The following is a 21,427-nucleotide window of genomic DNA, read 5'->3' as shown; positions in this document are numbered from 1 at the left end:
GATCTCCTGACCTCAGACCCGGCGACGCTTCGGCGGGCGGCAGCCGTTGTGCGGGACGGGCGTGACGTCCTGGATCGAGCCCACCTCGAGCCCGGTCGCCTGGATCGAGCGGATGGCGGTCTCGCGGCCCGAGCCCGGGCCCTTCACGAAGACGTCGACCTTGCGCATGCCGTGCTCCATCGCGCGCCGGGCGGCGGCCTCGGCGGCCTGCTGGGCGGCGAACGGCGTCGACTTGCGGGAGCCCTTGAAGCCCACGTGGCCCGAGGAGGCCCAGGAGATCACGTTCCCGTTGGGGTCGGTGATCGAGACGATCGTGTTGTTGAACGTGCTCTTGATGTGGGCGTGCCCGTGAGCGACGTTCTTCTTTTCCTTGCGGCGCACCTTCTTGGCGCCGACACGGCTCTTAGGAGGCATCTGCTCTCTCTACTCTCGAGGTCGTCGGACCGTGGCGGGCGGAGCCCGCGACGGACTACTTCTTGCCGGCCTTCTTCTTGCCGGCCACGGTCTTCTTCTTGCCCTTGCGGGTGCGCGCGTTGGTCTGCGTGCGCTGGCCGTGGACCGGAAGCCCGCGGCGGTGCCGGACGCCCTGGTAGCAACCGATCTCGATCTTGCGGCGGATGTCGGCCTGGATCTCCCGGCGGAGGTCGCCCTCGGTCCGGTAGTTGGCCTCGATCCAGTCGCGCAGCTTGATCAGCTCGTCGTCGCCGAGCTGGTGCACCCGCATGTCGCCGCTGACGCCGGTGCCCGCGAGGGTCTCCAGCGCACGGGTACGGCCGATCCCGAAGATGTAGGTGAGAGCGACCTCGACGCGCTTGTCGCGCGGGAGGTCGACGCCGAGAAGGCGTGCCATGTGGGCAGTTCCTTTCATTGCACGGAGGTATGGACGCATCGCTTCCGCACACACCCTGCCCGGGTGGCGGCCTCGGCCTCCGTCGATCCGAGGGTGGTCCCTCCACACGCCGCTGCCGTACGCCCGTGGGGACGTACGGCGGAACGCGCGAAGACTGCGATGCGCTTGTCGTGCGGGTCTGCCGGCCTGGCGGCCGTCAGCCCTGGCGCTGCTTGTGGCGCGGGTCGGAGCAGATCACCATGACCCGGCCGTGCCGCCGGATGACGCGGCAGTTCTTGCAGATCTTCTTGACGCTCGGCTTGACCTTCACTGGGTCTCCTAAGGCTTTAGGGTCGGCCCCCGCGCCGCCACGCGCGAGGGAGGCAACCCCAGTGGGTTACTCGCACCGCGGAAGGCGTCCCTCGCGGGACCCGCGGCGCGCGTTCACTTGTACCGGTAGACGATCCGACCGCGCGTGAGGTCGTAGGGGCTCAGCTCCACAACGACGCGGTCGTCCGGCAGGATCCGGATGTAGTGCATCCGCATCTTGCCGCTGATGTGGGCGAGCACCTTGTGCCCGTTGTCGAGCTCCACCTTGAACATGGCGTTGGGCAGCGACTCGATGACGGTGCCCTCGATCTCGATGGCCCCTTCTTTCTTGGGCATGTCCTCCGCGCTTCACTGATCGGCTCATTGGACGACGGTCCGGGGCGTCCTTCGATGCGATCCTCGCTCGCCGACAGGCGGCGCCACGGCGCTTCAGCGCCGAGAAGGGGAATCGGGCGGTCGACGACGGACCGACACAGGAGTGTACGCCACCGCGCCCCCAAATGCGAAATCATCGCATGATACGGCGGCGGAGACTGCTCCCAACACAAGCATACCCTGCGTGGGCGTTGGTACCTTTCAGGAGTAGAGACGTACGAGGAGGGTCAGCATGCCGAGCTATGACTTCGCGCTGATCCTCAGCCGTCCCCTCTACGAGGAGGAGCTGGACCCCCTGTTCGACCGCACGCACGGCTCGGTCACGGTGTCCATCATCACCGAGCCCCAGCACGCCGACCGCACCGGCAACGCGTCCTGCACCTGGGAGGGCCCGACCCTCGCCGCCGCGATCATGGAGCTGGTCGAGCACGTCGAGACGAGCGCCCCGGGCCTGCACGTCCTGCGGGTGGAGGCCGACCCGCTGCTCACCATCCGCGACATCGCCGAACGCGTCGGCCGCTCGACCGACTCCGTCCGGCACGCCATCACGGGCGCCCGCGGCGCCACCGGCTTCCCGGCGTCGGAGATGTCCACGGCGGGCCACCGGCTGTGGCGCTGGTCGAAGGTCGCCGCCTGGTACGGACTCGACGATCCCCAGCTCGTCGAGGCGAAGCCGACCGTCCAGGCGATCAACGGCTGGCTCGCACTCCGCGACGTCGTCCCCGACGTGGCCCCCGCCCCCGAGGAGATCACCTCGGCCCTCTCCCTGGTGATCCCCCACGTAGCCTGACCCCCGCCCCCGAGCACCCCCGCACCCGCCTGCGGGACGCCATGCGACGCCGACGCGCGGGCCCCCTCCCTCGCGAAGCCGGGACGCCCCTCCCGGCGACCGGGCAGTCCCGCACGCAGGCCCCCGCTCCCCCGGGAAACCGGGCAGTCCGCGTCTCGGCGGCCGGAGCGGAGTCCTGCGGAGCGCGGGCCGACGGTGACCTTCAGCTACCGTTCAGGGCGTGGGGATTGCACCGATATGGGGTCGAGACCGGGTCGTGATCTTCTTCTCATTTCGCCGAGTCGACAGCCCGGCCGACTGACGACAAGATCGTCCCGGCGGCGGCGGCCCGGCGGTGCGGCCGGGCGGCGGCCCTCCGGACGTCCGGGCGGCGGGTCCGTGGTTTTCTTGGCAAGGGGGAGGATCAATGGCGATCATCGCGCAGTTGAGCGACATCCACCTGGCGGCCGGGCGGGACGGTGTGGTCGACGACGGCTCGGGGCCGGTGCGCGCGCTGCGGGCCGCGGTGTCGAGCCTGCTCACGCTGCCGGCGCGGCCGGACGCCGTCGTGCTCACCGGCGACCTCGCCGACGGCGGGCTGCCCGCCGAGTACACCCGCCTGCACGCCCTGCTGTCGCCCCTGCCGATGGCCGTCTACCCCATGCCCGGCAACCACGACGACCGGGACGCGCTGCGGGCGGTGTTCAAGGACCACCCCGCCGTCGCGGCCACCGGGACCGCTCCGGACGCACCGCTGCAGTACGCGGTGGACGTCGCCGGGACGCGCCTCGTCTGCTGCGACACCACGGTGGACGGGCACCCGCACGGGCATCTCGACGAGGACCGGCTGCGCTGGCTGGACGAGACGCTCGCGGCGGCGCCCGACACGCCGACGGTCGTCGCGACGCACCATCCGCCGTTCCCGATCGGCATCCGGTTCATCGACGACATGCGGTTCGTGGACCCCGCCGGGTTCACCGACGTGGTCGCGCGGCACCCGCAGATCGTCCGGATCATCTCCGGGCACGTGCATCGCGGGTCGGTGGGATCGGTCGGGGGGAAGGTCAGCACGACGTGCCCGAGCACCTACCGGCAGCTCTTCCTCGACCTGACGCACCCGGGACGGGCGGCGGTGACCGGGGAGCCCGCCGGGTTCGCGATCCATCTCGTGGACGAGCACGGTTCGGCGACGACCCACTTCGTCCCGACGGGCAACTACCGCCCGCTGATGGACGTCGAGTGAGTCAGTCCCGCGGACCCATGATCGTGCGGATGAGCAGGACGGCGGCCCACGGCCCCACGACCCACAGCCACCACGGGAAGGTGAAGCCCGCGGTGATCCCGATGATCAGCCAGATGGTGAAGGTGATCCCGCCGACGGCGGCGAGCCCGGCCCACGCGGCGCGCTCGACGCTCGCCCCGCCGGCCCGGACGGGCGCGGGCTCGGTGCTCTTGGCCTGCGCCGCGGGGACGGGCAGCTGGTAGAGGTCCTCCTCGGGGAGGTCCGCGGTGATCTCCTCGAGCCGCCCGAGGGTCCGGGCGCTGTAGACGTCCTCGAGCCGCTCGTGCAGTTCGTCCACCGTGATGCGGCCGACGGCGCAGTGCTCGCGCAGGCTCTCGGCCACCCGGTCGCGGTCGGTGTCCGACGCCCGCATGTCCGGATTCTGCGCCATGTCGGCTCCCTCCCGAAGCGCCCTAGGGCGCGGTCTCTCCACCAAGCTTGGCGAACCACTCCCGGCCCTCGTCAAGGGCCGTCAGCACGCGGGGGCCGTCGGGCGTGACGGCGAACGTGTGCTCGAAGTGCGCGGAGGCGCGCCCGTCGGTGGTGATGACGGTCCACCCGTCGTCCAGTTCAACGGTCCGCTTCGTCCCGAGGTTCACCATCGGCTCGACGGCGAAGCACATCCCGGGCCGCAGCACGGGGCCGTGGCCGGGGGCGCCGTGGTTGGGGATGAGCGGGTCCATGTGCATCTCGGTGCCGATGCCGTGCCCCCCGTACCCCTCGACGATGCCGTACGGGCCCTGAGAGCGGACGTACGACTCGACGGCGTGCGACATGTCGGTGAGCCTCGCCCCGGCGGTTCCGGCGGCCAGACCGCGCCACAGGGACGCCTCGGTCACCTCCAGCAGCCGCGCCAGGTCGGCCGGGATCTCCCCGACCGGGACGGTGATCGCCGCGTCGCCGTGCCAGCCCTCGACGATCGCGCCGCAGTCGATCGAGATGACGTCGCCCTCGTGCAGCACCTTCCCGGCGCGCGGGATGCCGTGCACGATCTCCTCGTTGACGGACGCGCAGATCGTCCCGGTGAAACCGTGGTAGCCCTTGAACGACGGGACACCGCCGTTGTCGCGGATGTGCTCCTCCGCGATCGCGTCCAGATCAAGGGTGGTGAGTCCCGGCTTGACCGCCTCCCGCAGGAGTTCGAGCGTCCGGCCGACCAGCAGGCCGGCGACCCGCATCAGCTCGATCTGCTCGGCGGTCTTGACCTGGATCGCGGGCCTGCGTCTGAACATCCCTCTCCCATACGGCTTCGCCGGGACCGCGAGTGCGATCCCGGCGATCCAGCGCGGTCGCCCGCGCGGTTCGGCGTCCCCGCCGTCACTGCTCGGACGGACGGAGCGCGCCCAGAGCGCGCGTGGTGACCTCATCGACCGGGCCGGCGGCATCGATGCGCGCCAGAATGCCCTCGTCTCCATAGAACTGCACGATGGGCTCGGTCTGTTCCTGGTAGACCTCGAGCCGGTGCCGGACGACGTCTTCCTTGTCGTCGTCCCGCTGGAACAGGTGACCGCCGCAGTCGTCGCAGATGTCGTCCTGCTTGTCGTCGAAGTCGACGTGCCAGATCTTCCCGCACTTGGTGCAGGTGCGCCGGCCCGACAGCCGCCGGACGACCTCGTCGTGGTCCACGACCAGCTCGAGGACGATGTCGAGCCGGACGCCGAACTCGTCGAGGATCTTCTTGAGGGTCTCCGCTTGGGGGACGTTGCGCGGGAAGCCGTCCAGGAGGAAGCCGTCGCGCGCGTCGTCCTCGGCGAGCCGGTCGCGCACCATGGCGATGGTGACCTCGTCGGGGACGAGGTCGCCGCGGTCCATGTACTCCTTGGCCTTGCGGCCGAGTTCGGTGCCGCCGCTCACGTTGGCGCGGAAGATGTCACCTGTCGAGATCTTCGGGATGGACAGATGCTCTGCTATGAACTGGGCCTGCGTCCCCTTGCCCGCACCCGGGGGCCCACCAGGACGATACGCACTACCGGAGGAAACCCTCGTAGTGATGCTGCTGGAGTTTGCTCTCGATCTGCTTCACGGTATCCAGTCCGACGCCGACGATGATCAGGATGCTCGCGCCCCCGAAGGCGAACTGCTGTGTGGCGTTCAGGAGTGCGAACGCGACCATCGGGATCAGGGACACGATCCCCAGGTAGAGCGCTCCGGGTGTGGTGATCCGGGTCAGCACGTAGTCGAGGTATTCGGCGGTGGGCCGACCAGGACGGATACCTGGGATGAAACCACCATACTTCTTCATGTTGTCGGCAACTTCAGTGGGGTTGAAGGTGATGGCGACGTAGAAGTACGTGAAGAAGATGATGAAGGCGAAGAACACCGCCATGTGCCACGGGTTGTCCTGCTGGAGGTACGGCTGGACCTTCTGCAGCCAGTCGGTGTCCGGCCACAGCTGGGTCGCGAGCACCGGCAGGTACAGCAGCGACGACGCGAAGATGATCGGGATGATGCCGGCCTGGTTGACCTTCAGCGGGATGTAGGTCGAGGTGCCGCCGTACATCCGGCGGCCGACCATCCGCTTGGCGTACTGGACGGGGATGCGGCGCTGGGCCTGCTCGACGAACACGACCCCGGCCATGATGGCCAGGCCGACGGCGATGACGAGCGCGAAGACGAACCCGCCCTGCGCCTTGTAGATGCCCCAGAACTGCGCGGGGAAGACCGCGACGACCTGCGTGAAGATCAGGATCGACATGCCGTTGCCGACGCCGCGGTCGGTGATCAGCTCACCGAGCCACATGATCACCGTGGTGCCGGACACCATGACGATGACCATCGTGATGATCGGGAAGATGCCGGTGTCGTAGAGGATGTCGCCGCTGCCGGAGATGCCCTGGAAGAGCTGTCCGGTGCTGGCCATCGCCACGATGCCGGTGCCCTGCAGGATCGCCAGCGCGACCGTCAGGTACCGGGTGTACTGCGTGATCTTCGTGGTCCCGGCCTGGCCCTCCTTCTTGAGGGCCTCCAGCTTCGGGATCACCACCGTCAGCAGCTGCAGGATGATGCTCGCGGTGATGTAGGGCATGATGCCCAGCGCGAAGATCGAGAGCTGCAGCAGCGCCCCGCCGCTGAAGAGGTCGACGAGGCCGTACAACTGGCTGCTGTCCCGGGCCGCATCGGCGGTCTCGCGCAGCACCTGCACGTTCACGTTCGGGGTCGGGATGTTGGACCCCAACCTGAAGATCAGGACGATGAACAACGTGAAGAGCAGCTTTTTACGCAGGTCAGGCGTACGGAAAGCCCGAGCGAACGCGGTCAGCACCATTCCTCCTGCGCGACTGACGAAAACATGGCCGCCAAGGGGCCGGTTACAGGTCCAAGCGTTTCGGCGGGAGCGGCCGTGTGCAAGCTCACGTTAGCCGCCTCGCCGGTGTGACTCTAACAGCACATGCGAACGGGGCCGCCTTGCCCGGCGCCCGGACCCCCGGGTCCCTGGCGCAAGGCGAAGACGGCCCCTCGCATGAAGGTGTTCCTTCTTACAGCTCGTCGGCGGTTCCGCCGGCGGCGGCGATCTTCTCCTTCGCGGCGCCGGAGAAGGCGTGCACCTTCACCTGGACCGCGACGGAGATCTCACCGCTGCCGAGGACCTTGACCGGACGGCCGCGGCGCACCGCGCCCCTGGCCGCCAGGTCCTCCGCCGTGACTTCGCCGCCCTCGGGGTAGAGCGCGGCGAGCTTGTCCAGGTTCACGACCTGGAACTCGACCCGGTTCGGGTTCTTGAAGCCCTTCAGCTTCGGCACCCGGCGGATCAGCGGCATCTGGCCGCCCTCGAACCCGACGGGGACGGTGCTGCGGGCCTTGGTGCCCTTGGTGCCGCGGCCCGCGGTCTTGCCCTTGGACGCCTCGCCGCGGCCCTTGCGGGTCTTGGCCCTGTTGGCGCCGGGGGCCGGACGCAGGTCGTGCAGCTTCAGAGGCGTGCCCTCCGAACCCGAGGCGTTCTTCTCGAGATCAGCCGCCATGGTCAGTCGACCTCCTCGACGGTGACCAGGTGGGCCACCGTCCGGATCATGCCGAGCACCTCGGGCCGGTCCTCGCGGACCACGCTCTGCCCGATCTTCTTCAGGCCGAGGGTGCGCAGCGTGTCACGCTGGTTCTGCTTCTCGCTGATCACGGACTTCTTCTGCGTGATCTTCAGCTGGGTCATGACGACGCGACCTCCGCCCGCGGTTCGCTGCCCGCCGCACGGGCGCGCAGCATGGCCGCCGGGGCGACGTCCTCGATCGGCAGGCCGCGCTTGGCCGCGATCTCCTCGGGACGCTTCAGCGCCTTCAGGCCCGCGATCGTCGCGTGCACGATGTTGATCGCGTTGTCGCTGCCCAGCGACTTGCTCAGCACGTCGTGGATGCCCGCGGCCTCGAGGACGGCGCGGACCGGGCCGCCCGCGATGACACCGGTACCGGGGCTCGCCGGGCGCAGCAGGACCTCGCCCGCCGCGTCGCGCGCCTGCACCAGGTGCGGGATGGTGCCCTGGATCCGCGGGACCTTGAAGAAGTGCTTCTTGGCCTCCTCGACGCCCTTGGCGATCGCGGCCGGCACCTCCTTGGCCTTGCCGTAGCCGACGCCGACGGTGCCGTTGCCGTCACCGACGATCACCAGAGCGGTGAAGCTGAAGCGACGCCCGCCCTTGACGACCTTGGCGACCCGGTTGATCGCCACGACCTTCTCGATGTACGACTGGCCCTTGTCGGCGCCACCGCGGCGGTCGTCGCGGCGGCCGTCGCGACGGTCGCCACCCTGACCGCCACCACGCCTCTGCGCTGCCATCAGTGGTTCCTCTTCTCGTTCGTGGTCAGGGCCGTCACAGCTGCAGGCCCCCTCGCGCGCACCGTCCGCGACAGCGGCGATGCGGCCGTGGTACTTGTTGCCGCCCCGGTCGAACACGACGGCGGAGACGCCGGCCTCCTTCGCGCGGGCGGCGACGAGCTCGCCGACCTTGCGGGACTTGGCCGTCTTGTCGCCGGAGTCGGCGCGCAGGTCCGCTTCCATCGTGGACGCGCTGGCCAGCGTGTGGCCCTGGGCGTCGTCGATGACCTGGACGAACACGTGCTGGTTGGAGCGGGTCACGACCAGGCGCGGCCGCGCGGCGCTGCCCACGACCTTCTTGCGGACCCGCAGGTGCCGGCGCCTGCGGGACTTCGCCCGCGCCGACGTGGCCTTCCCGGCCAGGGTCTTGGTGCCTGCCATGACTACTTACCAGCCTTTCCGACCTTGCGGCGGATCTGCTCGCCCTCGTAACGCACGCCCTTGCCCTTGTACGGGTCGGGCTTGCGCAGCTTGCGGATGCGGGCGGCGATCTCCCCGACGAGCTGCTTGTCGATGCCCTCGACGACGAGCTGGGTCGGCTTCTCCACCGTGAAGGTGATGCCCTCCGGGGGCTCGACCGTGATGGGGTGGCTGTAGCCGAGCGAGAACTCGAGGTTCTTGCCCTTGGCCGCCACGCGGTAGCCGACGCCCTGGATGACGAGGGTCTTCTTGTAGCCGTCCGTGACGCCGACCACCATGTTGTTGATCAGCGTCCGAGTGAGCCCGTGCAGGCCCCGGACCTTCTGGATGTCGTTCGGCCGGGTGACCGAGATGACCCCGTCCTCGAGGCTGACCTCGATCGGCTCGGCGACGGTCTGCGACAGCGTGCCCTTCGGCCCCTTGACGGTGACCGACCGGCCGTCGATGTTGACGTCGACGCCGCCGGGCACGGTGATGGGGGAACGTCCGATTCGCGACATTGTTAGGTTCCTCCCCTCACCAGACGTAGGCGAGGACTTCCCCGCCCACGCCGCGCTTGCCGGCCTGCCGGTCCGTCATCAGGCCGGACGACGTCGAGATGATCGCGACGCCGAGTCCGCCCAGGACCTTCGGCAGGTTGTCCTTCTTCGCGTACACGCGCAGACCCGGCTTCGAGACGCGCTTGATGCCGGCGATCGAACGCTCACGGGTCGGACCGAACTTGAGCTCGACGAGGAGCTTCTTGCCGACCTCGGCGTCCTCCACGCTCCAGCCCGAGATGTAGCCCTCCTGCTGGAGGATCTCGGCGATGTGCGCCTTGATCTTCGAGTACGGCATCGCCACCTGGTCGTGGTACGCCGAATTCGCGTTCCGCAGACGCGTCAGCATGTCTGCGATCGGGTCGGTCATCGTCATGGCCTGCTGGCCCTCCTCGCCACGGTTTCCTCGGCCCGGCGCGGACCGTGGACCTTTGGCGCGGTCGTGGGCACCCGAACGGGTGCCCGGTGGTTATTACACGCCGGTAGCGCTCCCCCTCGCGCGGAGGGGGAGGCGGTCACCAGCTGGACTTGGTGATGCCGGGCAGCTCGCCGCGGTGGGCCATCTCCCGGAAGCAGATCCGGCACAGGCCGAACTTCCGGTAGACCGAGCGCGGACGCCCGCAGCGCGAGCATCGAGTGTACGAGCGGACGCCGAACTTCGGCTTCCGCCCCGCCTTGGCGATCAGCGACTTCTTCGCCATGCTCAGCTCTCCTTGAAGGGGAAGCCCAGGAGCTTGAGCAGCGCCCGGCCCTCGTCGTCGGTCTTCGCGGTCGTGACGACCGTGATGTCCATGCCCCGCGAGCGGTCGATCTTGTCGGGGTCGACCTCGTGGAACATGACCTGCTCGGTCAGCCCGAAGGTGTAGTTGCCGTTGCCGTCGAACTGCTTCGGCGACAGACCGCGGAAGTCGCGGATACGGGGCAGGGCGGTGGCCAGCAGCCGGTCCAGGAACTCCCACATGCGGTCGCCGCGCAGCGTGACGTGCGCGCCGATCGGCATGCCCTCGCGCAGCTTGAACTGCGCGATGGACTTGCGGGCCCGGTTCACGGCGGGCTTCTGGCCGGTGATCGCCGACAGGTCGCGGATCGCGCCCTCGATCAGCTTGGCGTCCTTCGCCGCGTCCCCCACGCCCATGTTGACCACGATCTTGGTCAGGCCCGGGATCCGCATGACGTTCTCGTAGCCGAACTGCTCGCGCATCTGCCCCGCGATCTCCTCGCGGTAGCGCAGCTTGAGCCGCGGCTGCGGGACGGGACGCTCGGTGGTCTGCGCGTCGGACAGAGTCTCGGTCATCAGTCTCAGATCTCCTTACCGCTACGGCGCGAGATCCGAACCTTCGTGCCGTCCTCGTTGATGCGGTATCCGACCCGGACCGGCTTGCCGTCCTCGGCGATCGCGACGTTGCTGACGTGCAGCGGCGCCTCGACCGTCACGCGACCGCTCTCCTTGCCGGCCCGCTGCTGGTCGGCCTTGATGTTCTTGGTGATGAGGTTGACGCCCTCGACGACGACGCGCTCACGGCGCGGGTCGACGCGCAGCACCTTGCCCGTCGCGCCCTTGTCCTTGCCGGCGATGACGACGACCTCGTCGCCCTTGCGGATCTTCATCACAGCACCTCCGGCGCGAGCGAGATGATGCGCATGAACTTCTTCTCGCGCAGTTCGCGGCCCACCGGGCCGAAGATACGGGTGCCCCGGGGGTCGCCGCCGTCCTTGATGAGGACGGCCGCGTTCTCGTCGAAACGGATGTAGGAGCCGTCCGGGCGCCGGCGCTCCTTGCGGGTGCGCACGATGACCGCCTTGACGACATCCCCCTTCTTCACGCCGGCGCCGGGAAGGGCGTCCTTCACCGTCGCGACGATGATGTCGCCGACTCCCGCGTAGCGCCGACCCGAGCCGCCGAGAACCCGGATGCAAAGGATCTCCTTCGCACCCGTGTTGTCGGCGACCTTGAGTCGCGACTCCTGCTGGATCACGTTGACTCCTGTTCGTCACACCGGTTCTGCTCGCTTCGCGGAGCAGCCTGGTGGAACCGGGTAATTACTTGGCCTTCTCGAGGATCTCCACCACGCGCCAGCGCTTGGTGGCCGACAGGGGGCGGGTCTCCATGAGACGGACGCGGTCGCCGACGCCGCACTCGTTGGCCTCGTCGTGCGCCTTGTAGTTCTTGGTCCGCCGGATCACCTTGTGGTACTTCGGGTGCTTGACGCGGTCCTCGACGGACACGACCACGGTCTTGTCCGTCTTGTCGCTGACCACGAGCCCCTCGAACACCTTGCGGCTGTTCCGCTGCGTCGTCTGCTGCTCGGTCATTCGTCGCCCTCCACGGCGTCCTCGGAGACCTCGACGATGCCGAGCTCCCGCTCACGCATCACGGTGTAGATGCGCGCGATCTCGCGCTTCACGATGCGCAGCCGCCCGTGGCTCTCGAGCTGGCCGGTGGCGGCCTGGAAGCGAAGGTTGAAGAGCTCCTCCTTCGCCTCCTTCAGCTTCGTGACCAGGACGTCGTCCGGCTCGGTCCGCAGATCTACGGCGGTAAGACCCTTGGCCATCAGGACTCACCCACCTCTCGCTTCACGATCTTGCACTTCATCGGGAGCTTGTGGATCGCGCGCATCAGCGCGGCGCGAGCGATCTCCTCGTTGGGGTAGGAGAGCTCGAACATCACGCGTCCCGGCTTGACGTTGGCCACCCACCACTCGACCGAGCCCTTACCGGAGCCCATGCGGGTCTCGGCGGGCTTCTTGGTCAGCGGGCGGTCCGGGAAGATGTTGATCCAGACCTTGCCGCCACGCTTGATGTGACGGGTCATGGCGATACGCGCGGCCTCGATCTGCCGGTTCGTGACGTACGCGCCCTCGACCGCCTGGATGCCGTACTCGCCGAACGTCACCCGCGTGCCGCCCTTGGCCATGCCCCGACGCTTCGGGTGGTGCTGCTTGCGGTGCTTGACCTTGCGAGGGATCAGCATGGGTTACTTCAGCTCCCCTCACCCTGCGGAGCAGCCTCGGTCGCCTGCGCGGGCTGCTCGGAACTCTGCTGCTGCTTCTGCGCGCCGCCGCGGTCGCCGCCGCGCTCGCCACCGCGGCCGCCGCGGCCGCCACGGCCGCCGCCACGGCGCTCCCGGCGCTCGCCGCGGCCACCGCCGCCGGCGGCGCGCTGCTGGGCGGCCTGCTGCTCGCGCTCGGCGCGGGTCTGCGCGGCCTCGCCCTTGTAGATCCACACCTTCACGCCGATGCGGCCGAACGTCGTGCGGGCCTCGTAGAACCCGTAGTCGATGTCGGCGCGCAGCGTGTGCAGCGGGACCTGGCCCTCGCGGTAGAACTCCGACCGCGACATCTCGGCGCCGCCGAGACGGCCGCCGCACTGCACCTTGATGCCCTTGGCGCCCGACTTCATCGCCGACTGGATCGCCTTGCGCATGGCGCGGCGGAACGCGACGCGGCTGGACAGCTGCTCGGCCACGCCCTGCGCGACGAGCTGCGCGTCGATCTCGGGGTTCTTCACCTCGAGGATGTTCAGCCGCACCTGCTTGCCGGTCAGCTTCTCCAGGTCGCCCCGGAGGCGCTCGGCCTCCGCACCGCGGCGGCCGATAACGATGCCCGGCCGGGCCGTGTGGATGTTGACCTCGACGCGGTCACGGGTCCGCTCGATCTCCACCTTGGAGATGCCCGCCCGGTCCATGCCCTTCTGCAGCATGCGCCGGATCTGGACGTCTTCCTTGACGTAGTCCTTGTAGAGCTTGTCGGCGAACCACACGCTCTTGTGGTCGGTGGTGACGCCCAGACGGAACCCGTGCGGGTTGATCTTCTGACCCACTACCGGGCCCTCCTCGTCTTCTTACCGCCGCTGCCGGCCGAAGCCTCGTCGCGCGACTCCACGACCACGGTGATGTGGCTCGTGCGCTTGTTGATGCGGTAAGCCCGGCCCTGGGCGCGGGGACGGAAACGCTTCAGCGTCGGCCCCTCGTCCACCCACGCACGGCTGACGACCAGCGTGTCCGAGTCGAGCTTGAAGTTGTGCTCGGCGTTGGCGATGGCACTCGCCAGCACCTTGCCCACCGGCTCACTCGCAGCCTGGGGGGCGAACCGCAGCACCGCCTGAGCCTCCGCGGCGGGCAGGCCGCGGATGAGGTCCACCACGCGGCGGGCCTTCCTGGGCGTGACGCGGATGAACCGCGCCTGGGCCCTGGCTTCCATCGCTGTCCCTCTCTCCTACGATCTCTGCTCTGCAGTCAGCCGCGACGGCTGCGGCGGTCTTCCTTGACGTGGCTGCGGAACGTCCGCGTCGGCGCGAACTCGCCGAGCTTGTGCCCCACCATCGAGTCGGTGACGAACACCGGGACGTGCTTGCGCCCGTCGTGCACGGCGATCGTGTGCCCGATCATGTCGGGGACGATCATGGAGCGCCGGGACCACGTCTTGATGACGTTCTTGGTGCCCTTCTCGTTCTGGGCGTCCACCTTCTTGATCAGGTGGTCGTCCACGAAGGGGCCCTTCTTGAGGCTACGTGGCATGACGAACGACTCCTACCGCTTCTTCTTGCTGCGACGACGGACGATCAGCCGGTCGCTCGACTTGTTCGCCTGGCGAGTGCGGCCTTCCTTCTTGCCCTTCGGGTTCACCGGGTGCCGGCCACCGGAGGTCTTGCCCTCACCACCACCGTGCGGGTGGTCGATCGGGTTCATGGCCACACCGCGGACGGTCGGGCGCTTGCCCTTCCACCGCATACGTCCGGCCTTGCCCCAGTTGATGTTCGACTGCTCGGCGTTCCCGACCTGGCCGACCGTCGCGCGGCAGCGCACGTCCACCATCCGCATCTCGCCGGAGGGCATGCGCAGCGTGGCGTACTTGCCCTCCTTGGCCAGCAGCTGGACGCCCGCGCCCGCGCTGCGGGCCAGCTTGGCGCCGCCGCCGGGCCGCAGCTCGATGGCGTGGATGACGGTACCCGTCGGGATGTTGCGCAGCGGGAGGCAGTTGCCCGGCTTGATGTCGGAGCCCGGCCCGTTCTCCACCCGGTCGCCCTGCTTCAGGTCGCGGGGGGCGAGGATGTAGCGCTTCTCGCCGTCCGCGTAGTGCAGCAGCGCGATGCGCGCGGTGCGGTTCGGGTCGTACTCGATGTGCGCGACCTTGGCCGGCACGCCGTCCTTGTCGTGCCGGCGGAAGTCGATCACGCGGTACGCGCGCTTGTGCCCGCCGCCCTGGTGCCGGGTGGTGATCCGGCCGTGGTTGTTCCGGCCGCCCTTCTTCGGGAGCGGCTTGAGCAGCGACTTCTCGGGCTCGCGGCGCGTGACCTCGACGAAGTCGGCCACGCTGGAGCCGCGACGACCCGGAGTGGTCGGCTTGTAGTTACGGATGCCCATCTTATTCGTTCATCCCTTGTCTGCTTCGGGGTCCGGCCTCAGGCCGTGCCGCCGAAGATGTCGATCCGCTCGCCCTCGGCCAGGCTGACGATGGCGCGCTTGGTGTCCTTGCGCTTGCCGTAGCCGAACCGGGTGCGCTTGCGCTTGCCCGAACGGTTGAGGGTGTTCACGTTCGTCACCTTGACGTTGAACACCTCCTCGACGGCCTGCCTGATCTGCGTCTTGTTGGCGTCCGGGCGGACGATGAACGTGTACTTGTTCTCGTCCAGCAGCCCGTAGCTCTTCTCCGAGACGACCGGCGCGATGATGACGTCGCGGGGGTCAGCGATCTTGGCCACAGTCCCCCTCCTTACTTCTTCGCCGCGCGCGAGATGAACTCGTCGTACGCCTTCTGCGTGAAGACGACGTCATCGTTCACCAGCACGTCGTAGGTGTTGAGCTGGTCGGAGACGAGCACGTGCACGCTCGGCTCGTTGCGCAGGCTCTTCCAGGTCAGCTCGTCGTCGCGGTCGAGGACCACCAGGACGCGCTTGGCCTCGGTGACCGTGCGCAGCGCCGCCAGCGCCGTCTTCGTCTTCGGGGCGTCGCCCTCGACGAGGTTGTCGACCACGTGCACCATGCCGGCGCGGGCGCGGTCGGACAGGGCGCCGCGCAGCGCGGCGGCCTTCATCTTCTTGGGCGTCCGCTGCGTGTAGTCGCGCGGCTGCGGGCCGTGGACGGTGCCGCCGCCGGCGAACTGCGGAGCGCGGGTCGAGCCCTGCCGGGCGCGGCCGGTGCCCTTCTGCCGGTACGGCTTCTTGCCGCCGCCCCGGACGGCGCCGCGGGTCTTCGTCGCGTGCGTGCCCTGCCGGGCCGCGGCCTCCTGCGCCACCACGACCTGGTGGATCAGCGGGACGCTCGTCTTGGCGTCGAAGATCTCGGCGGGCAGATCGATGTCGAGCTTGGAGGTCACTTGCCCGTCCCCTTCACTGCGTCGCGGACCAGGACCACGCCGCCGTTGGGACCGGGGACCGCGCCCTTGATGAGCAGCAGGCCCTTCTCCTCGTCGATGGCGTGCACGGTCAGGTTCTGCACGGTGGTCCGGGCGTTGCCGTGCCGTCCGGCCATGCGGAGACCCTTGAAGACGCGACCGGGGGTCGCGCAGCCGCCGATCGATCCCGGCGAGCGGTGCTTGCGCTGGGTGCCGTGCGAGGCGCCGAGGCCCTTGAAGCCGTGGCGCTTCATGACACCGGCGGTGCCCTTGCCCTTGCTCGTGCCGGTCACGTCGATCTTCTGGCCGGCCTCGAAGGCTCCGGCGGTGATCTCCTGGCCGAGTTCCAGCTCGGTGTCGCCCCGGAGCTCCACGAGGTAGCGGCGCGGCGTGACGCCGGCCTTCTCGAAGTGCCCCGCCCGCGGCTTGTTCACCTTGCGCGGGTCGATCTGCCCGTACCCGATCTGGACCGCCGCGTAGCCGTCCTTCTCCTGGGTCTTGAGCTGGGTGACGACACAGGGCCCGGCCTGGACGACGGTCACCGGAACGATCCGGCCCTCATCGTCGAAGACCTGGGTCATGCCGAGCTTCTCGCCCAGGACGCCCTTCCTCTGCTCACTCATTCTCGGTGCGTCCCTCAGAGCTTGATCTCGATGTCAACGCCGGCCGGAAGGTCGAGGCGCATCAGCGAATCGACCGTCTTGGGCGTCGGGTCGATGATGTCGATCAGCCGCTTGTGCGTGCGCATCTCGAAGTGCTCGCGGCTGTCCTTGTACTTGTGCGGCGAGCGGATGACGCAGTACACGTTCTTCTCGGTCGGCAGCGGCACCGGGCCCGCGACCTTGGCGCCCGTCCGCGTCACCGTCTCAACGATCTTCTTCGCGGAGGTGTCGATGACCTCGTGGTCGTAGGCCTTGAGCCGGATGCGGATCTTCTGTCCCGCCATGGTGGCCTCGGTGTCCTTTGCTGTAGTGCCGCTGTTACTTCAGGAGTCGTGACGCGGCGGCCCGGCCGGAGGCGTGCCCGGCCGGGCCGCCGCGTCGACGAGAGGTGTTACTTGATGACCTTCGTGACACGACCGGCGCCGACGGTCCGGCCACCCTCGCGGATGGCGAACTTCAGGCCGTCCTCCATGGCGATGGGCTGGATCAGCTCGACGCGCATCTCGGTGTTGTCGCCCGGCATGACCATCTCGGTGCCCTCGGGGAGGTTCACCACGCCGGTGACGTCCGTGGTCCGGAAGTAGAACTGCGGACGGTAGTTGTTGAAGAACGGCGTGTGGCGGCCGCCCTCGTCCTTGGACAGGATGTAGACCTGCGCCTCGAACTCGGTGTGCGGGGTGTTGGTGCCCGGCTTGATGATGCACTGGCCGCGCTCGACGTCCTCGCGCTTGATGCCGCGGAGCAGGAGGCCGACGTTGTCGCCCGCCTGGCCCTGGTCGAGCAGCTTGCGGAACATCTCGACACCGGTGACGGTGGTCTTCGTCGAGGACTCCTTGATGCCGATGATCTCGACTTCCTCGTTGACGTTGACCACGCCGCGCTCGATCCGGCCGGTGACGACCGTGCCGCGGCCGGTGATCGAGAAGACGTCCTCGATCGGCATCAGGAACGGCTTCTCGATGTCGCGGACGGGCTCGGGGACGTTCTCGTCCACGGCGTTCATCAGCTCGACGATCGAGTCGGTCCACTTCTCCTCGCCCTGCAGGGCCTGGAAGGCGGACACGCGGACGACCGGCAGGTCGTCGCCCGGGAACTCGTACTCCGAGAGCAGCTCGCGGACCTCGAGCTCGACGAGCTCGAGGATCTCCTCGTCGTCGACCATGTCGCACTTGTTCAGGGCGACGACGATGTACGGCACGCCGACCTGGCGGGCGAGCAGCACGTGCTCCTTGGTCTGCGGCATCGGACCGTCGGTCGCGGCGACCACCAGGATGGCGCCGTCCATCTGCGCCGCACCGGTGATCATGTTCTTGACGTAGTCCGCGTGACCGGGGCAGTCCACGTGGGCGTAGTGCCGGGACTCGGTCTGGTACTCGACGTGCGCGATGGAGATCGTGATGCCGCGCTCGCGCTCCTCCGGCGCCTTGTCGATGTCCTCGAACGGCGTGAAGGGGTTGAGCTCGGGGTACTTGTCGTGGAGCACCTTGGTGATCGCCGCGGTAAGCGTGGTCTTACCGTGGTCGATGTGCCCAATGGTGCCGATGTTCACGTGCGGCTTCGTCCGCTCGAACTTGGCCTTCGCCACTGGTTGCTCCTTGTTGCGATCCTCGGCCGCCTAGACGACCGCTTCGTGTTGGTCCTGGTGATCTGTGGCAGGCCGGGTGCTACTCGCCCCGCGCCTTGGCGATGATCTCCTGCGCGACGTTCCCCGGAACCTCGGCGTAGGAGTCGAACTGCATGGTGAAAACAGCCCGGCCCTGGGTCTTGCTGCGCAGATCACCCACGTAGCCGAACATCTCCGACAGCGGGACGAGCGCCTTGACGACGCGCATCCCGTGCCGCTCGTCCATGGACTGGACCTGGCCGCGGCGGCTGTTGAGGTCGCCGATCACGTCGCCCATGTTCTCCTCGGGCGTGGTGACCTCGACGGCCATCATCGGCTCCAGCAGCGTGGGGGACGCCTTGCGGGCGGCCTCCTTGAACGCCATGGAACCGGCGACCTTGAACGCCATCTCCGACGAGTCGACCTCGTGGTAGGCGCCGTCCTGCAGGGTGACCTTGACGCCCACCATCGGGTAGCCGGCGAGGACACCGAACTCGGCGGCCTCCTGGCAGCCCGCGTCCACCGACGGGATGTACTCCCGCGGGATGCGGCCGCCGGTGACCTTGTTCTCGAACTCGTAGCCGTCCGACCCGCCGCCCAGCGGCTCCAGGTCGATGATCACGCGGCCGAACTGGCCGGAGCCACCCGTCTGCTTCTTGTGGGTGTACTCGACCTTCTTCACGGCCTTGGAGATCGTCTCGCGGTAGGCGACCTGCGGCTTGCCGACGTTGGCCTCGACCTTGAACTCGCGCTTCATCCGGTCGACGAGGATCTCCAGGTGGAGCTCGCCCATGCCGGAGATGACGGTCTGGCCGGTGTCCTCCTCGGTGCGGACCTGGAAGGACGGGTCCTCCTCGGCCAGCCGCTGGATCGCGGTGCTCAGCTTCTGCTGGTCGGCCTTGGTCTTCGGCTCGATCGCGACGTGGATGACGGGTGCCGGGAAGTTCATCGACTCGAGGACGATGGGGTCCTTCTCGTCGCACAGCGTCTCACCGGTGGTGGTCTGCTTGAGACCCATCACCGCGACGATGTCGCCGGCGCCGACGCGCTCGATCTCCGTGCGCTTGTTGGCGTGCATCCGGTAGATCTTGCCGATGCGCTCCTTGCGCTCCTTCACGGAGTTCATCACGGCGGTGCCGGACTCCAGAACGCCGGAGTAGACGCGCACGAACGTCAGCTTGCCGAGGTGCGGGTCGCTGGCGATCTTGAAGGCCAGCGCGGAGAACGGCTCGTCCTCGCTCGGCAGGCGCTTGAGCGCCTTCTCCTCGTCGCGCACGGCGTGGCCCTCGATGGCCTCGACGTCCAGCGGCGAGGGCAGGTAGCGGACGATCGCGTCCAGCAGGGGCTGCACGCCCTTGTTCTTGAACGCGGTGCCGCACGTGACGGGCGTCAGGTTCGCCGCGATGGTGGCCCGGCGGATGCCCGCGTGGAGCTGCTCGATGGTGGGCTCGGTGCCCTCCAGGTAGAGCTCCATGACCTCGTCGTCGTTCTCGGCGAGGGTCTCGATGAGCTTGTCGCGCCACTCGCGCGCCGCCTCGGCGTGCGTCTCGGGGATGTCGACCGTGTCGTACATCTCGCCGAGCTTGGCCTCCTCGTTCCACACGAGGGCCTTCATGGCGACCAGGTCGATGACGCCCTTGAAGTCGGCCTCGGCGCCGATCGGCAGCTGCAGCACCAGCGGCGTCGCGTTCAGCCGGTTCTCGATCATGTCGACGCAGCGGTGGAACTCGGCGCCGACCCGGTCGAGCTTGTTGACGAAGCACATGCGGGGCACGCCGTACCGGTCGGCCTGCCGCCACACGGTCTCGGACTGCGGCTCCACACCGGCGACACCGTCGAACACGGCGACGGCGCCGTCGAGCACCCGCAGGTTGCGCTCCACCTCGACGGTGAAGTCGACGTGCCCGGGGGTGTCGATGATGTTGATCGTGTGCTTGGCGTCGTCGACGGGCCATTCACAGGTGGTGGCGGCGGAGGTGATGGTGATCCCCCGCTCCTGCTCCTGCTCCATCCAGTCCATGGTGGCGGCGCCGTCGTGGACCTCGCCGATCTTGTAGCTGATGCCCGTGTAGTACAGGATCCGCTCGGTCGTCGTGGTCTTGCCCGCGTCGATATGGGCCATGATCCCGATGTTGCGGACCTTGCCCAGGTCTACACCGGTTTTGGTAGCCACTTTCGTCCTCGCTGCGTCTCGTCGTTGCAGATCCGCCGGGTTACCAGCGGTAGTGGGCGAAGGCCTTGTTGGACTCCGCCATCTTGTGCGTGTCCTCGCGCTTCTTGACCGACGCGCCGAGGCCGTTGCTCGCGTCCAGGAGCTCGTTCATGAGGCGCTCGGTCATCGTCTTCTCGCGACGCTGCCGGGCGTACACCACCAGCCAGCGCAGGGCGAGCGTGGTGCTGCGGGCGGGCCGCACCTCGACCGGGACCTGGTAGGTCGCGCCACCCACGCGGCGGCTGCGGACCTCCAGGGTCGGCTTGACGTTGTCGAGCGCGCGCTTCAGCGTGACGACCGGGTCGTTGCCGGTCTTCTCGCGGGCGCCCTCGAGGGCGTCGTACACGATGTTCTGCGCGATGGAGCGCTTGCCGTCCAGGAGAATCTTGTTGATGAGCGCGGTGACCAGCGGCGAGTTGTACACCGGGTCAGCGATCAGCTGGCGCTTGCCAGCGGGGCCCTTGCGCGGCATCAGCTCTTCTCCTTCTTCGCGCCGTACTTGCTGCGCGCCTGCTTGCGATTGCGGACGCCCTGCGTGTCGAGGGACCCGCGGATGATCTTGTACCGAACACCCGGGAGGTCCTTCACACGGCCGCCGCGCACGAGCACCATCGAGTGCTCCTGCAGGTTGTGACCGACACCGGGGATGTAGGCCGTGACCTCAATCCCGCTGGTCAGCCGGACACGGGCGACCTTGCGAAGCGCGGAGTTCGGCTTCTTGGGCGTCGTCGTGTAGACGCGCGTGCAGACCCCCCGGCGCTGGGGGCTCTCCTTCAGCGCGGGCGTCTTGTTCTTGGTCACCTTGTCCTGGCGGCCCTTGCGGACCAGCTGCTGGATCGTGGGCACCGCGTCTCCGTCTTCCTCGTACCGAGCCGGTAAGTCTTGTGTGCAATCACCACCTCAGGAGAGGCTGTGACCTGCCGGTTTCCCGACGCTCTCCGACCCACGCGGTCGGGCGTGTCGCCATGTCACGGAGAGAACCCCGCCGAAACCGACACGGACCGCCCGACCCGAAAAGGGCCGAATCAAGCCGGGGAGTGAATGCGGCGGCCGGCCCTGCCCTGACGGGCTATGCCTACGCGCACGCATAGCGACCCGCGCACAGCGGGCACAAGTGAAGAGGTTACCGACCGCGACGCCAAAGTGCAAAGCGAGCAGCGCACTACCGCGCGGACGTCCCCCGGCGCAAGCCCGCCGGGCCCCGGTGGGCGATTTCGCCTACAGAACGGCCGAATGCCGACGGGAAGTTCCCGCCCGCGGAGGCGGGAGTC

34 protein-coding genes and 1 pseudogene are annotated in these 21,427 nt (G+C 68.5%); 2 read left to right on the top strand and 33 right to left on the bottom strand.

Annotation, left to right across the window (positions count from 1 at the left end):
* Positions 1–12 precede the first annotated feature (12 nt).
* The 4 genes from rpsK to infA all read right to left on the bottom strand — a co-directional run bounded on the left by rpsK (position 13) and on the right by infA (position 1,495).
* Complete coding sequence (gene rpsK, locus F7P10_RS25135; RefSeq protein WP_151012784.1) at positions 13–414, bottom strand: 30S ribosomal protein S11; 402 nt, start codon at positions 412–414, stop codon at positions 13–15.
* A gap of 55 nt (positions 415–469) precedes the next feature.
* On the bottom strand, positions 470–850 hold the full coding sequence (gene rpsM, locus F7P10_RS25130) for a 30S ribosomal protein S13 (RefSeq protein WP_151012782.1): 381 nt from the start codon (positions 848–850) through the stop codon (positions 470–472).
* Between the two features lie 196 nt (positions 851–1,046).
* Positions 1,047–1,160, bottom strand: a complete 114-nt coding sequence (gene rpmJ / locus F7P10_RS25125) for a 50S ribosomal protein L36 (RefSeq protein ID WP_026404072.1) — start codon at positions 1,158–1,160, stop codon at positions 1,047–1,049.
* A gap of 113 nt (positions 1,161–1,273) precedes the next feature.
* On the bottom strand, positions 1,274–1,495 hold the full coding sequence (gene infA, locus F7P10_RS25120) for a translation initiation factor IF-1 (RefSeq protein ID WP_034519601.1): 222 nt from the start codon (positions 1,493–1,495) through the stop codon (positions 1,274–1,276).
* A 271-nt stretch (positions 1,496–1,766) separates the two neighbouring features.
* On the opposite strand from infA, the gene F7P10_RS25115 reads away from it, so the two are divergent.
* The gene (locus tag F7P10_RS25115; RefSeq protein WP_151012780.1) at positions 1,767–2,324 is read left to right on the top strand and encodes a hypothetical protein; all 558 of its coding nucleotides are present in this window, start codon (positions 1,767–1,769) and stop codon (positions 2,322–2,324) included.
* Positions 2,325–2,730: 406 nt separating this feature from the next.
* Positions 2,731–3,546 (top strand): phosphodiesterase, encoded by an 816-nt coding sequence (locus F7P10_RS25110; protein ID WP_151012778.1) that lies wholly within the window; start codon positions 2,731–2,733, stop codon positions 3,544–3,546.
* Position 3,547: 1 nt separating this feature from the next.
* Here F7P10_RS25110 and F7P10_RS25105 read toward each other — a convergent pair whose 3' ends face one another.
* The 29 genes and pseudogenes from F7P10_RS25105 to rpsL all read right to left on the bottom strand — a co-directional run bounded on the left by F7P10_RS25105 (position 3,548) and on the right by rpsL (position 21,002).
* A complete protein-coding gene (locus tag F7P10_RS25105; RefSeq protein WP_254716006.1) occupies positions 3,548–3,976 on the bottom strand; it encodes a DUF1707 domain-containing protein in 429 nt (142 codons plus the stop codon).
* A gap of 22 nt (positions 3,977–3,998) precedes the next feature.
* Positions 3,999–4,817 carry a type I methionyl aminopeptidase gene (gene map, locus F7P10_RS25100; protein ID WP_151012776.1) on the bottom strand — a complete coding sequence of 273 codons (819 nt, stop codon included), beginning with the start codon at positions 4,815–4,817 and terminating at the stop codon, positions 3,999–4,001.
* An 85-nt stretch (positions 4,818–4,902) separates the two neighbouring features.
* Complete coding sequence (locus tag F7P10_RS25095) at positions 4,903–5,577, bottom strand: adenylate kinase (protein ID WP_151012775.1); 675 nt, start codon at positions 5,575–5,577, stop codon at positions 4,903–4,905.
* Complete coding sequence (gene secY / locus F7P10_RS25090; RefSeq protein WP_151018278.1) at positions 5,552–6,847, bottom strand: preprotein translocase subunit SecY; 1,296 nt, start codon at positions 6,845–6,847, stop codon at positions 5,552–5,554. The genes F7P10_RS25095 and secY overlap by 26 nt, the downstream gene beginning before the upstream one ends.
* 214 nt (positions 6,848–7,061) lie before the next feature.
* Entirely contained in the window at positions 7,062–7,544 is a 483-nt protein-coding gene (rplO, locus tag F7P10_RS25085) for a 50S ribosomal protein L15 (RefSeq protein ID WP_151012773.1), read from the bottom strand.
* 2 nt (positions 7,545–7,546) lie between these two features.
* Positions 7,547–7,729, bottom strand: coding sequence for a 50S ribosomal protein L30 (gene rpmD / locus F7P10_RS25080; RefSeq protein ID WP_151012771.1), 183 nt, complete (start codon positions 7,727–7,729; stop codon positions 7,547–7,549).
* Positions 7,726–8,352, bottom strand: a complete 627-nt coding sequence (gene rpsE, locus F7P10_RS25075; RefSeq protein ID WP_143219614.1) for a 30S ribosomal protein S5 — start codon at positions 8,350–8,352, stop codon at positions 7,726–7,728. Before rpsE ends, rpmD begins: the two co-directional genes overlap by 4 nt.
* A gap of 45 nt (positions 8,353–8,397) precedes the next feature.
* A pseudogene (gene rplR / locus F7P10_RS25070) lies at positions 8,398–8,769 on the bottom strand (50S ribosomal protein L18); the annotation flags it as partial.
* Between the two features lie 2 nt (positions 8,770–8,771).
* Entirely contained in the window at positions 8,772–9,308 is a 537-nt protein-coding gene (gene rplF, locus F7P10_RS25065; RefSeq protein ID WP_151012769.1) for a 50S ribosomal protein L6, read from the bottom strand.
* Between the two features lie 16 nt (positions 9,309–9,324).
* Positions 9,325–9,723, bottom strand: a complete 399-nt coding sequence (gene rpsH, locus F7P10_RS25060) for a 30S ribosomal protein S8 (RefSeq protein WP_151012767.1) — start codon at positions 9,721–9,723, stop codon at positions 9,325–9,327.
* A 139-nt stretch (positions 9,724–9,862) separates the two neighbouring features.
* Complete coding sequence (locus F7P10_RS25055) at positions 9,863–10,048, bottom strand: type Z 30S ribosomal protein S14 (RefSeq protein ID WP_151012765.1); 186 nt, start codon at positions 10,046–10,048, stop codon at positions 9,863–9,865.
* Positions 10,049–10,050: 2 nt separating this feature from the next.
* A complete protein-coding gene (rplE, locus tag F7P10_RS25050; RefSeq protein WP_151012764.1) occupies positions 10,051–10,641 on the bottom strand; it encodes a 50S ribosomal protein L5 in 591 nt (196 codons plus the stop codon).
* A 5-nt stretch (positions 10,642–10,646) separates the two neighbouring features.
* Positions 10,647–10,955: a 50S ribosomal protein L24 gene (gene rplX / locus F7P10_RS25045; RefSeq protein WP_151012762.1), complete on the bottom strand. Its 309-nt coding sequence runs from the start codon at positions 10,953–10,955 to the stop codon at positions 10,647–10,649.
* Complete coding sequence (gene rplN, locus F7P10_RS25040; protein ID WP_026404058.1) at positions 10,955–11,323, bottom strand: 50S ribosomal protein L14; 369 nt, start codon at positions 11,321–11,323, stop codon at positions 10,955–10,957. The genes rplX and rplN overlap by 1 nt, the downstream gene beginning before the upstream one ends.
* A 64-nt stretch (positions 11,324–11,387) precedes the next feature.
* Positions 11,388–11,660 (bottom strand): 30S ribosomal protein S17, encoded by a 273-nt coding sequence (gene rpsQ / locus F7P10_RS25035; protein ID WP_151012760.1) that lies wholly within the window; start codon positions 11,658–11,660, stop codon positions 11,388–11,390.
* Positions 11,657–11,899, bottom strand: a complete 243-nt coding sequence (gene rpmC / locus F7P10_RS25030) for a 50S ribosomal protein L29 (RefSeq protein WP_151012757.1) — start codon at positions 11,897–11,899, stop codon at positions 11,657–11,659. Before rpmC ends, rpsQ begins: the two co-directional genes overlap by 4 nt.
* Complete coding sequence (gene rplP, locus F7P10_RS25025; RefSeq protein ID WP_075894463.1) at positions 11,899–12,318, bottom strand: 50S ribosomal protein L16; 420 nt, start codon at positions 12,316–12,318, stop codon at positions 11,899–11,901. The genes rpmC and rplP overlap by 1 nt, the downstream gene beginning before the upstream one ends.
* An 8-nt stretch (positions 12,319–12,326) precedes the next feature.
* On the bottom strand, positions 12,327–13,166 hold the full coding sequence (gene rpsC / locus F7P10_RS25020; protein ID WP_151012755.1) for a 30S ribosomal protein S3: 840 nt from the start codon (positions 13,164–13,166) through the stop codon (positions 12,327–12,329).
* Entirely contained in the window at positions 13,166–13,546 is a 381-nt protein-coding gene (gene rplV / locus F7P10_RS25015) for a 50S ribosomal protein L22 (protein WP_151012754.1), read from the bottom strand. The genes rpsC and rplV overlap by 1 nt, the downstream gene beginning before the upstream one ends.
* Positions 13,547–13,581: 35 nt before the next feature.
* Positions 13,582–13,863, bottom strand: a complete 282-nt coding sequence (gene rpsS / locus F7P10_RS25010) for a 30S ribosomal protein S19 (protein ID WP_151012748.1) — start codon at positions 13,861–13,863, stop codon at positions 13,582–13,584.
* 12 nt (positions 13,864–13,875) lie between these two features.
* Entirely contained in the window at positions 13,876–14,709 is an 834-nt protein-coding gene (gene rplB, locus F7P10_RS25005; protein ID WP_026404051.1) for a 50S ribosomal protein L2, read from the bottom strand.
* Positions 14,710–14,747: 38 nt separating this feature from the next.
* The gene (rplW, locus tag F7P10_RS25000; protein WP_151012746.1) at positions 14,748–15,047 is read right to left on the bottom strand and encodes a 50S ribosomal protein L23; all 300 of its coding nucleotides are present in this window, start codon (positions 15,045–15,047) and stop codon (positions 14,748–14,750) included.
* An 11-nt stretch (positions 15,048–15,058) separates the two neighbouring features.
* Positions 15,059–15,661, bottom strand: a complete 603-nt coding sequence (gene rplD, locus F7P10_RS24995) for a 50S ribosomal protein L4 (protein WP_151012744.1) — start codon at positions 15,659–15,661, stop codon at positions 15,059–15,061.
* Positions 15,658–16,302 (bottom strand): 50S ribosomal protein L3, encoded by a 645-nt coding sequence (rplC, locus tag F7P10_RS24990; RefSeq protein WP_151012742.1) that lies wholly within the window; start codon positions 16,300–16,302, stop codon positions 15,658–15,660. The genes rplD and rplC overlap by 4 nt, the downstream gene beginning before the upstream one ends.
* Before the next feature lie 14 nt (positions 16,303–16,316).
* Positions 16,317–16,625 carry a 30S ribosomal protein S10 gene (gene rpsJ / locus F7P10_RS24985; protein WP_018657599.1) on the bottom strand — a complete coding sequence of 103 codons (309 nt, stop codon included), beginning with the start codon at positions 16,623–16,625 and terminating at the stop codon, positions 16,317–16,319.
* Between the two features lie 107 nt (positions 16,626–16,732).
* The gene (tuf, locus tag F7P10_RS24980; protein WP_151012741.1) at positions 16,733–17,926 is read right to left on the bottom strand and encodes an elongation factor Tu; all 1,194 of its coding nucleotides are present in this window, start codon (positions 17,924–17,926) and stop codon (positions 16,733–16,735) included.
* 79 nt (positions 17,927–18,005) lie between these two features.
* The gene (fusA, locus tag F7P10_RS24975; RefSeq protein ID WP_151012739.1) at positions 18,006–20,117 is read right to left on the bottom strand and encodes an elongation factor G; all 2,112 of its coding nucleotides are present in this window, start codon (positions 20,115–20,117) and stop codon (positions 18,006–18,008) included.
* Positions 20,118–20,157: 40 nt separating this feature from the next.
* The gene (rpsG, locus tag F7P10_RS24970; RefSeq protein ID WP_131963176.1) at positions 20,158–20,628 is read right to left on the bottom strand and encodes a 30S ribosomal protein S7; all 471 of its coding nucleotides are present in this window, start codon (positions 20,626–20,628) and stop codon (positions 20,158–20,160) included.
* Entirely contained in the window at positions 20,628–21,002 is a 375-nt protein-coding gene (rpsL, locus tag F7P10_RS24965) for a 30S ribosomal protein S12 (protein ID WP_026404044.1), read from the bottom strand. The genes rpsG and rpsL overlap by 1 nt, the downstream gene beginning before the upstream one ends.
* Positions 21,003–21,427 lie beyond the last annotated feature (425 nt).

Origin of the sequence: Actinomadura sp. WMMB 499 (assembly GCF_008824145.1) — a bacterium.
Lineage (GTDB): Bacteria > Actinomycetota > Actinomycetes > Streptosporangiales > Streptosporangiaceae > Spirillospora.
The sequence above is the reverse complement of the archived record's forward strand: the minus strand, read 5'-3'. Positions and strand labels throughout refer to the sequence as shown.

What these genes read in the sequence shown, in the direction of transcription:
- rpsK (WP_151012784.1), bottom strand. Translation starts at nt 414, where the DNA reads ATGCCTCCTAAGAGCCGTGTCGGCGCCAAGAAGGTGCGCCGCAAGGAA.
- rpsM (WP_151012782.1), bottom strand. Translation starts at nt 850, where the DNA reads ATGGCACGCCTTCTCGGCGTCGACCTCCCGCGCGACAAGCGCGTCGAG.
- infA (WP_034519601.1), bottom strand. Translation starts at nt 1,495, where the DNA reads ATGCCCAAGAAAGAAGGGGCCATCGAGATCGAGGGCACCGTCATCGAG.
- F7P10_RS25115 (WP_151012780.1), top strand. Translation starts at nt 1,767, where the DNA reads ATGCCGAGCTATGACTTCGCGCTGATCCTCAGCCGTCCCCTCTACGAG.
- F7P10_RS25110 (WP_151012778.1), top strand. Translation starts at nt 2,731, where the DNA reads ATGGCGATCATCGCGCAGTTGAGCGACATCCACCTGGCGGCCGGGCGG.
- F7P10_RS25105 (WP_254716006.1), bottom strand. Translation starts at nt 3,976, where the DNA reads ATGGCGCAGAATCCGGACATGCGGGCGTCGGACACCGACCGCGACCGG.
- map (WP_151012776.1), bottom strand. Translation starts at nt 4,817, where the DNA reads ATGTTCAGACGCAGGCCCGCGATCCAGGTCAAGACCGCCGAGCAGATC.
- rplO (WP_151012773.1), bottom strand. Translation starts at nt 7,544, where the DNA reads ATGGCGGCTGATCTCGAGAAGAACGCCTCGGGTTCGGAGGGCACGCCT.
- rpmD (WP_151012771.1), bottom strand. Translation starts at nt 7,729, where the DNA reads ATGACCCAGCTGAAGATCACGCAGAAGAAGTCCGTGATCAGCGAGAAG.
- rplF (WP_151012769.1), bottom strand. Translation starts at nt 9,308, where the DNA reads ATGTCGCGAATCGGACGTTCCCCCATCACCGTGCCCGGCGGCGTCGAC.
- rpsH (WP_151012767.1), bottom strand. Translation starts at nt 9,723, where the DNA reads ATGACGATGACCGACCCGATCGCAGACATGCTGACGCGTCTGCGGAAC.
- F7P10_RS25055 (WP_151012765.1), bottom strand. Translation starts at nt 10,048, where the DNA reads ATGGCGAAGAAGTCGCTGATCGCCAAGGCGGGGCGGAAGCCGAAGTTC.
- rplE (WP_151012764.1), bottom strand. Translation starts at nt 10,641, where the DNA reads ATGACCGAGACTCTGTCCGACGCGCAGACCACCGAGCGTCCCGTCCCG.
- rplX (WP_151012762.1), bottom strand. Translation starts at nt 10,955, where the DNA reads ATGAAGATCCGCAAGGGCGACGAGGTCGTCGTCATCGCCGGCAAGGAC.
- rpsQ (WP_151012760.1), bottom strand. Translation starts at nt 11,660, where the DNA reads ATGACCGAGCAGCAGACGACGCAGCGGAACAGCCGCAAGGTGTTCGAG.
- rpmC (WP_151012757.1), bottom strand. Translation starts at nt 11,899, where the DNA reads ATGGCCAAGGGTCTTACCGCCGTAGATCTGCGGACCGAGCCGGACGAC.
- rplP (WP_075894463.1), bottom strand. Translation starts at nt 12,318, where the DNA reads ATGCTGATCCCTCGCAAGGTCAAGCACCGCAAGCAGCACCACCCGAAG.
- rplV (WP_151012754.1), bottom strand. Translation starts at nt 13,546, where the DNA reads ATGGAAGCCAGGGCCCAGGCGCGGTTCATCCGCGTCACGCCCAGGAAG.
- rpsS (WP_151012748.1), bottom strand. Translation starts at nt 13,863, where the DNA reads ATGCCACGTAGCCTCAAGAAGGGCCCCTTCGTGGACGACCACCTGATC.
- rplB (WP_026404051.1), bottom strand. Translation starts at nt 14,709, where the DNA reads ATGGGCATCCGTAACTACAAGCCGACCACTCCGGGTCGTCGCGGCTCC.
- rplC (WP_151012742.1), bottom strand. Translation starts at nt 16,302, where the DNA reads ATGAGTGAGCAGAGGAAGGGCGTCCTGGGCGAGAAGCTCGGCATGACC.
- rpsJ (WP_018657599.1), bottom strand. Translation starts at nt 16,625, where the DNA reads ATGGCGGGACAGAAGATCCGCATCCGGCTCAAGGCCTACGACCACGAG.
- rpsG (WP_131963176.1), bottom strand. Translation starts at nt 20,628, where the DNA reads ATGCCGCGCAAGGGCCCCGCTGGCAAGCGCCAGCTGATCGCTGACCCG.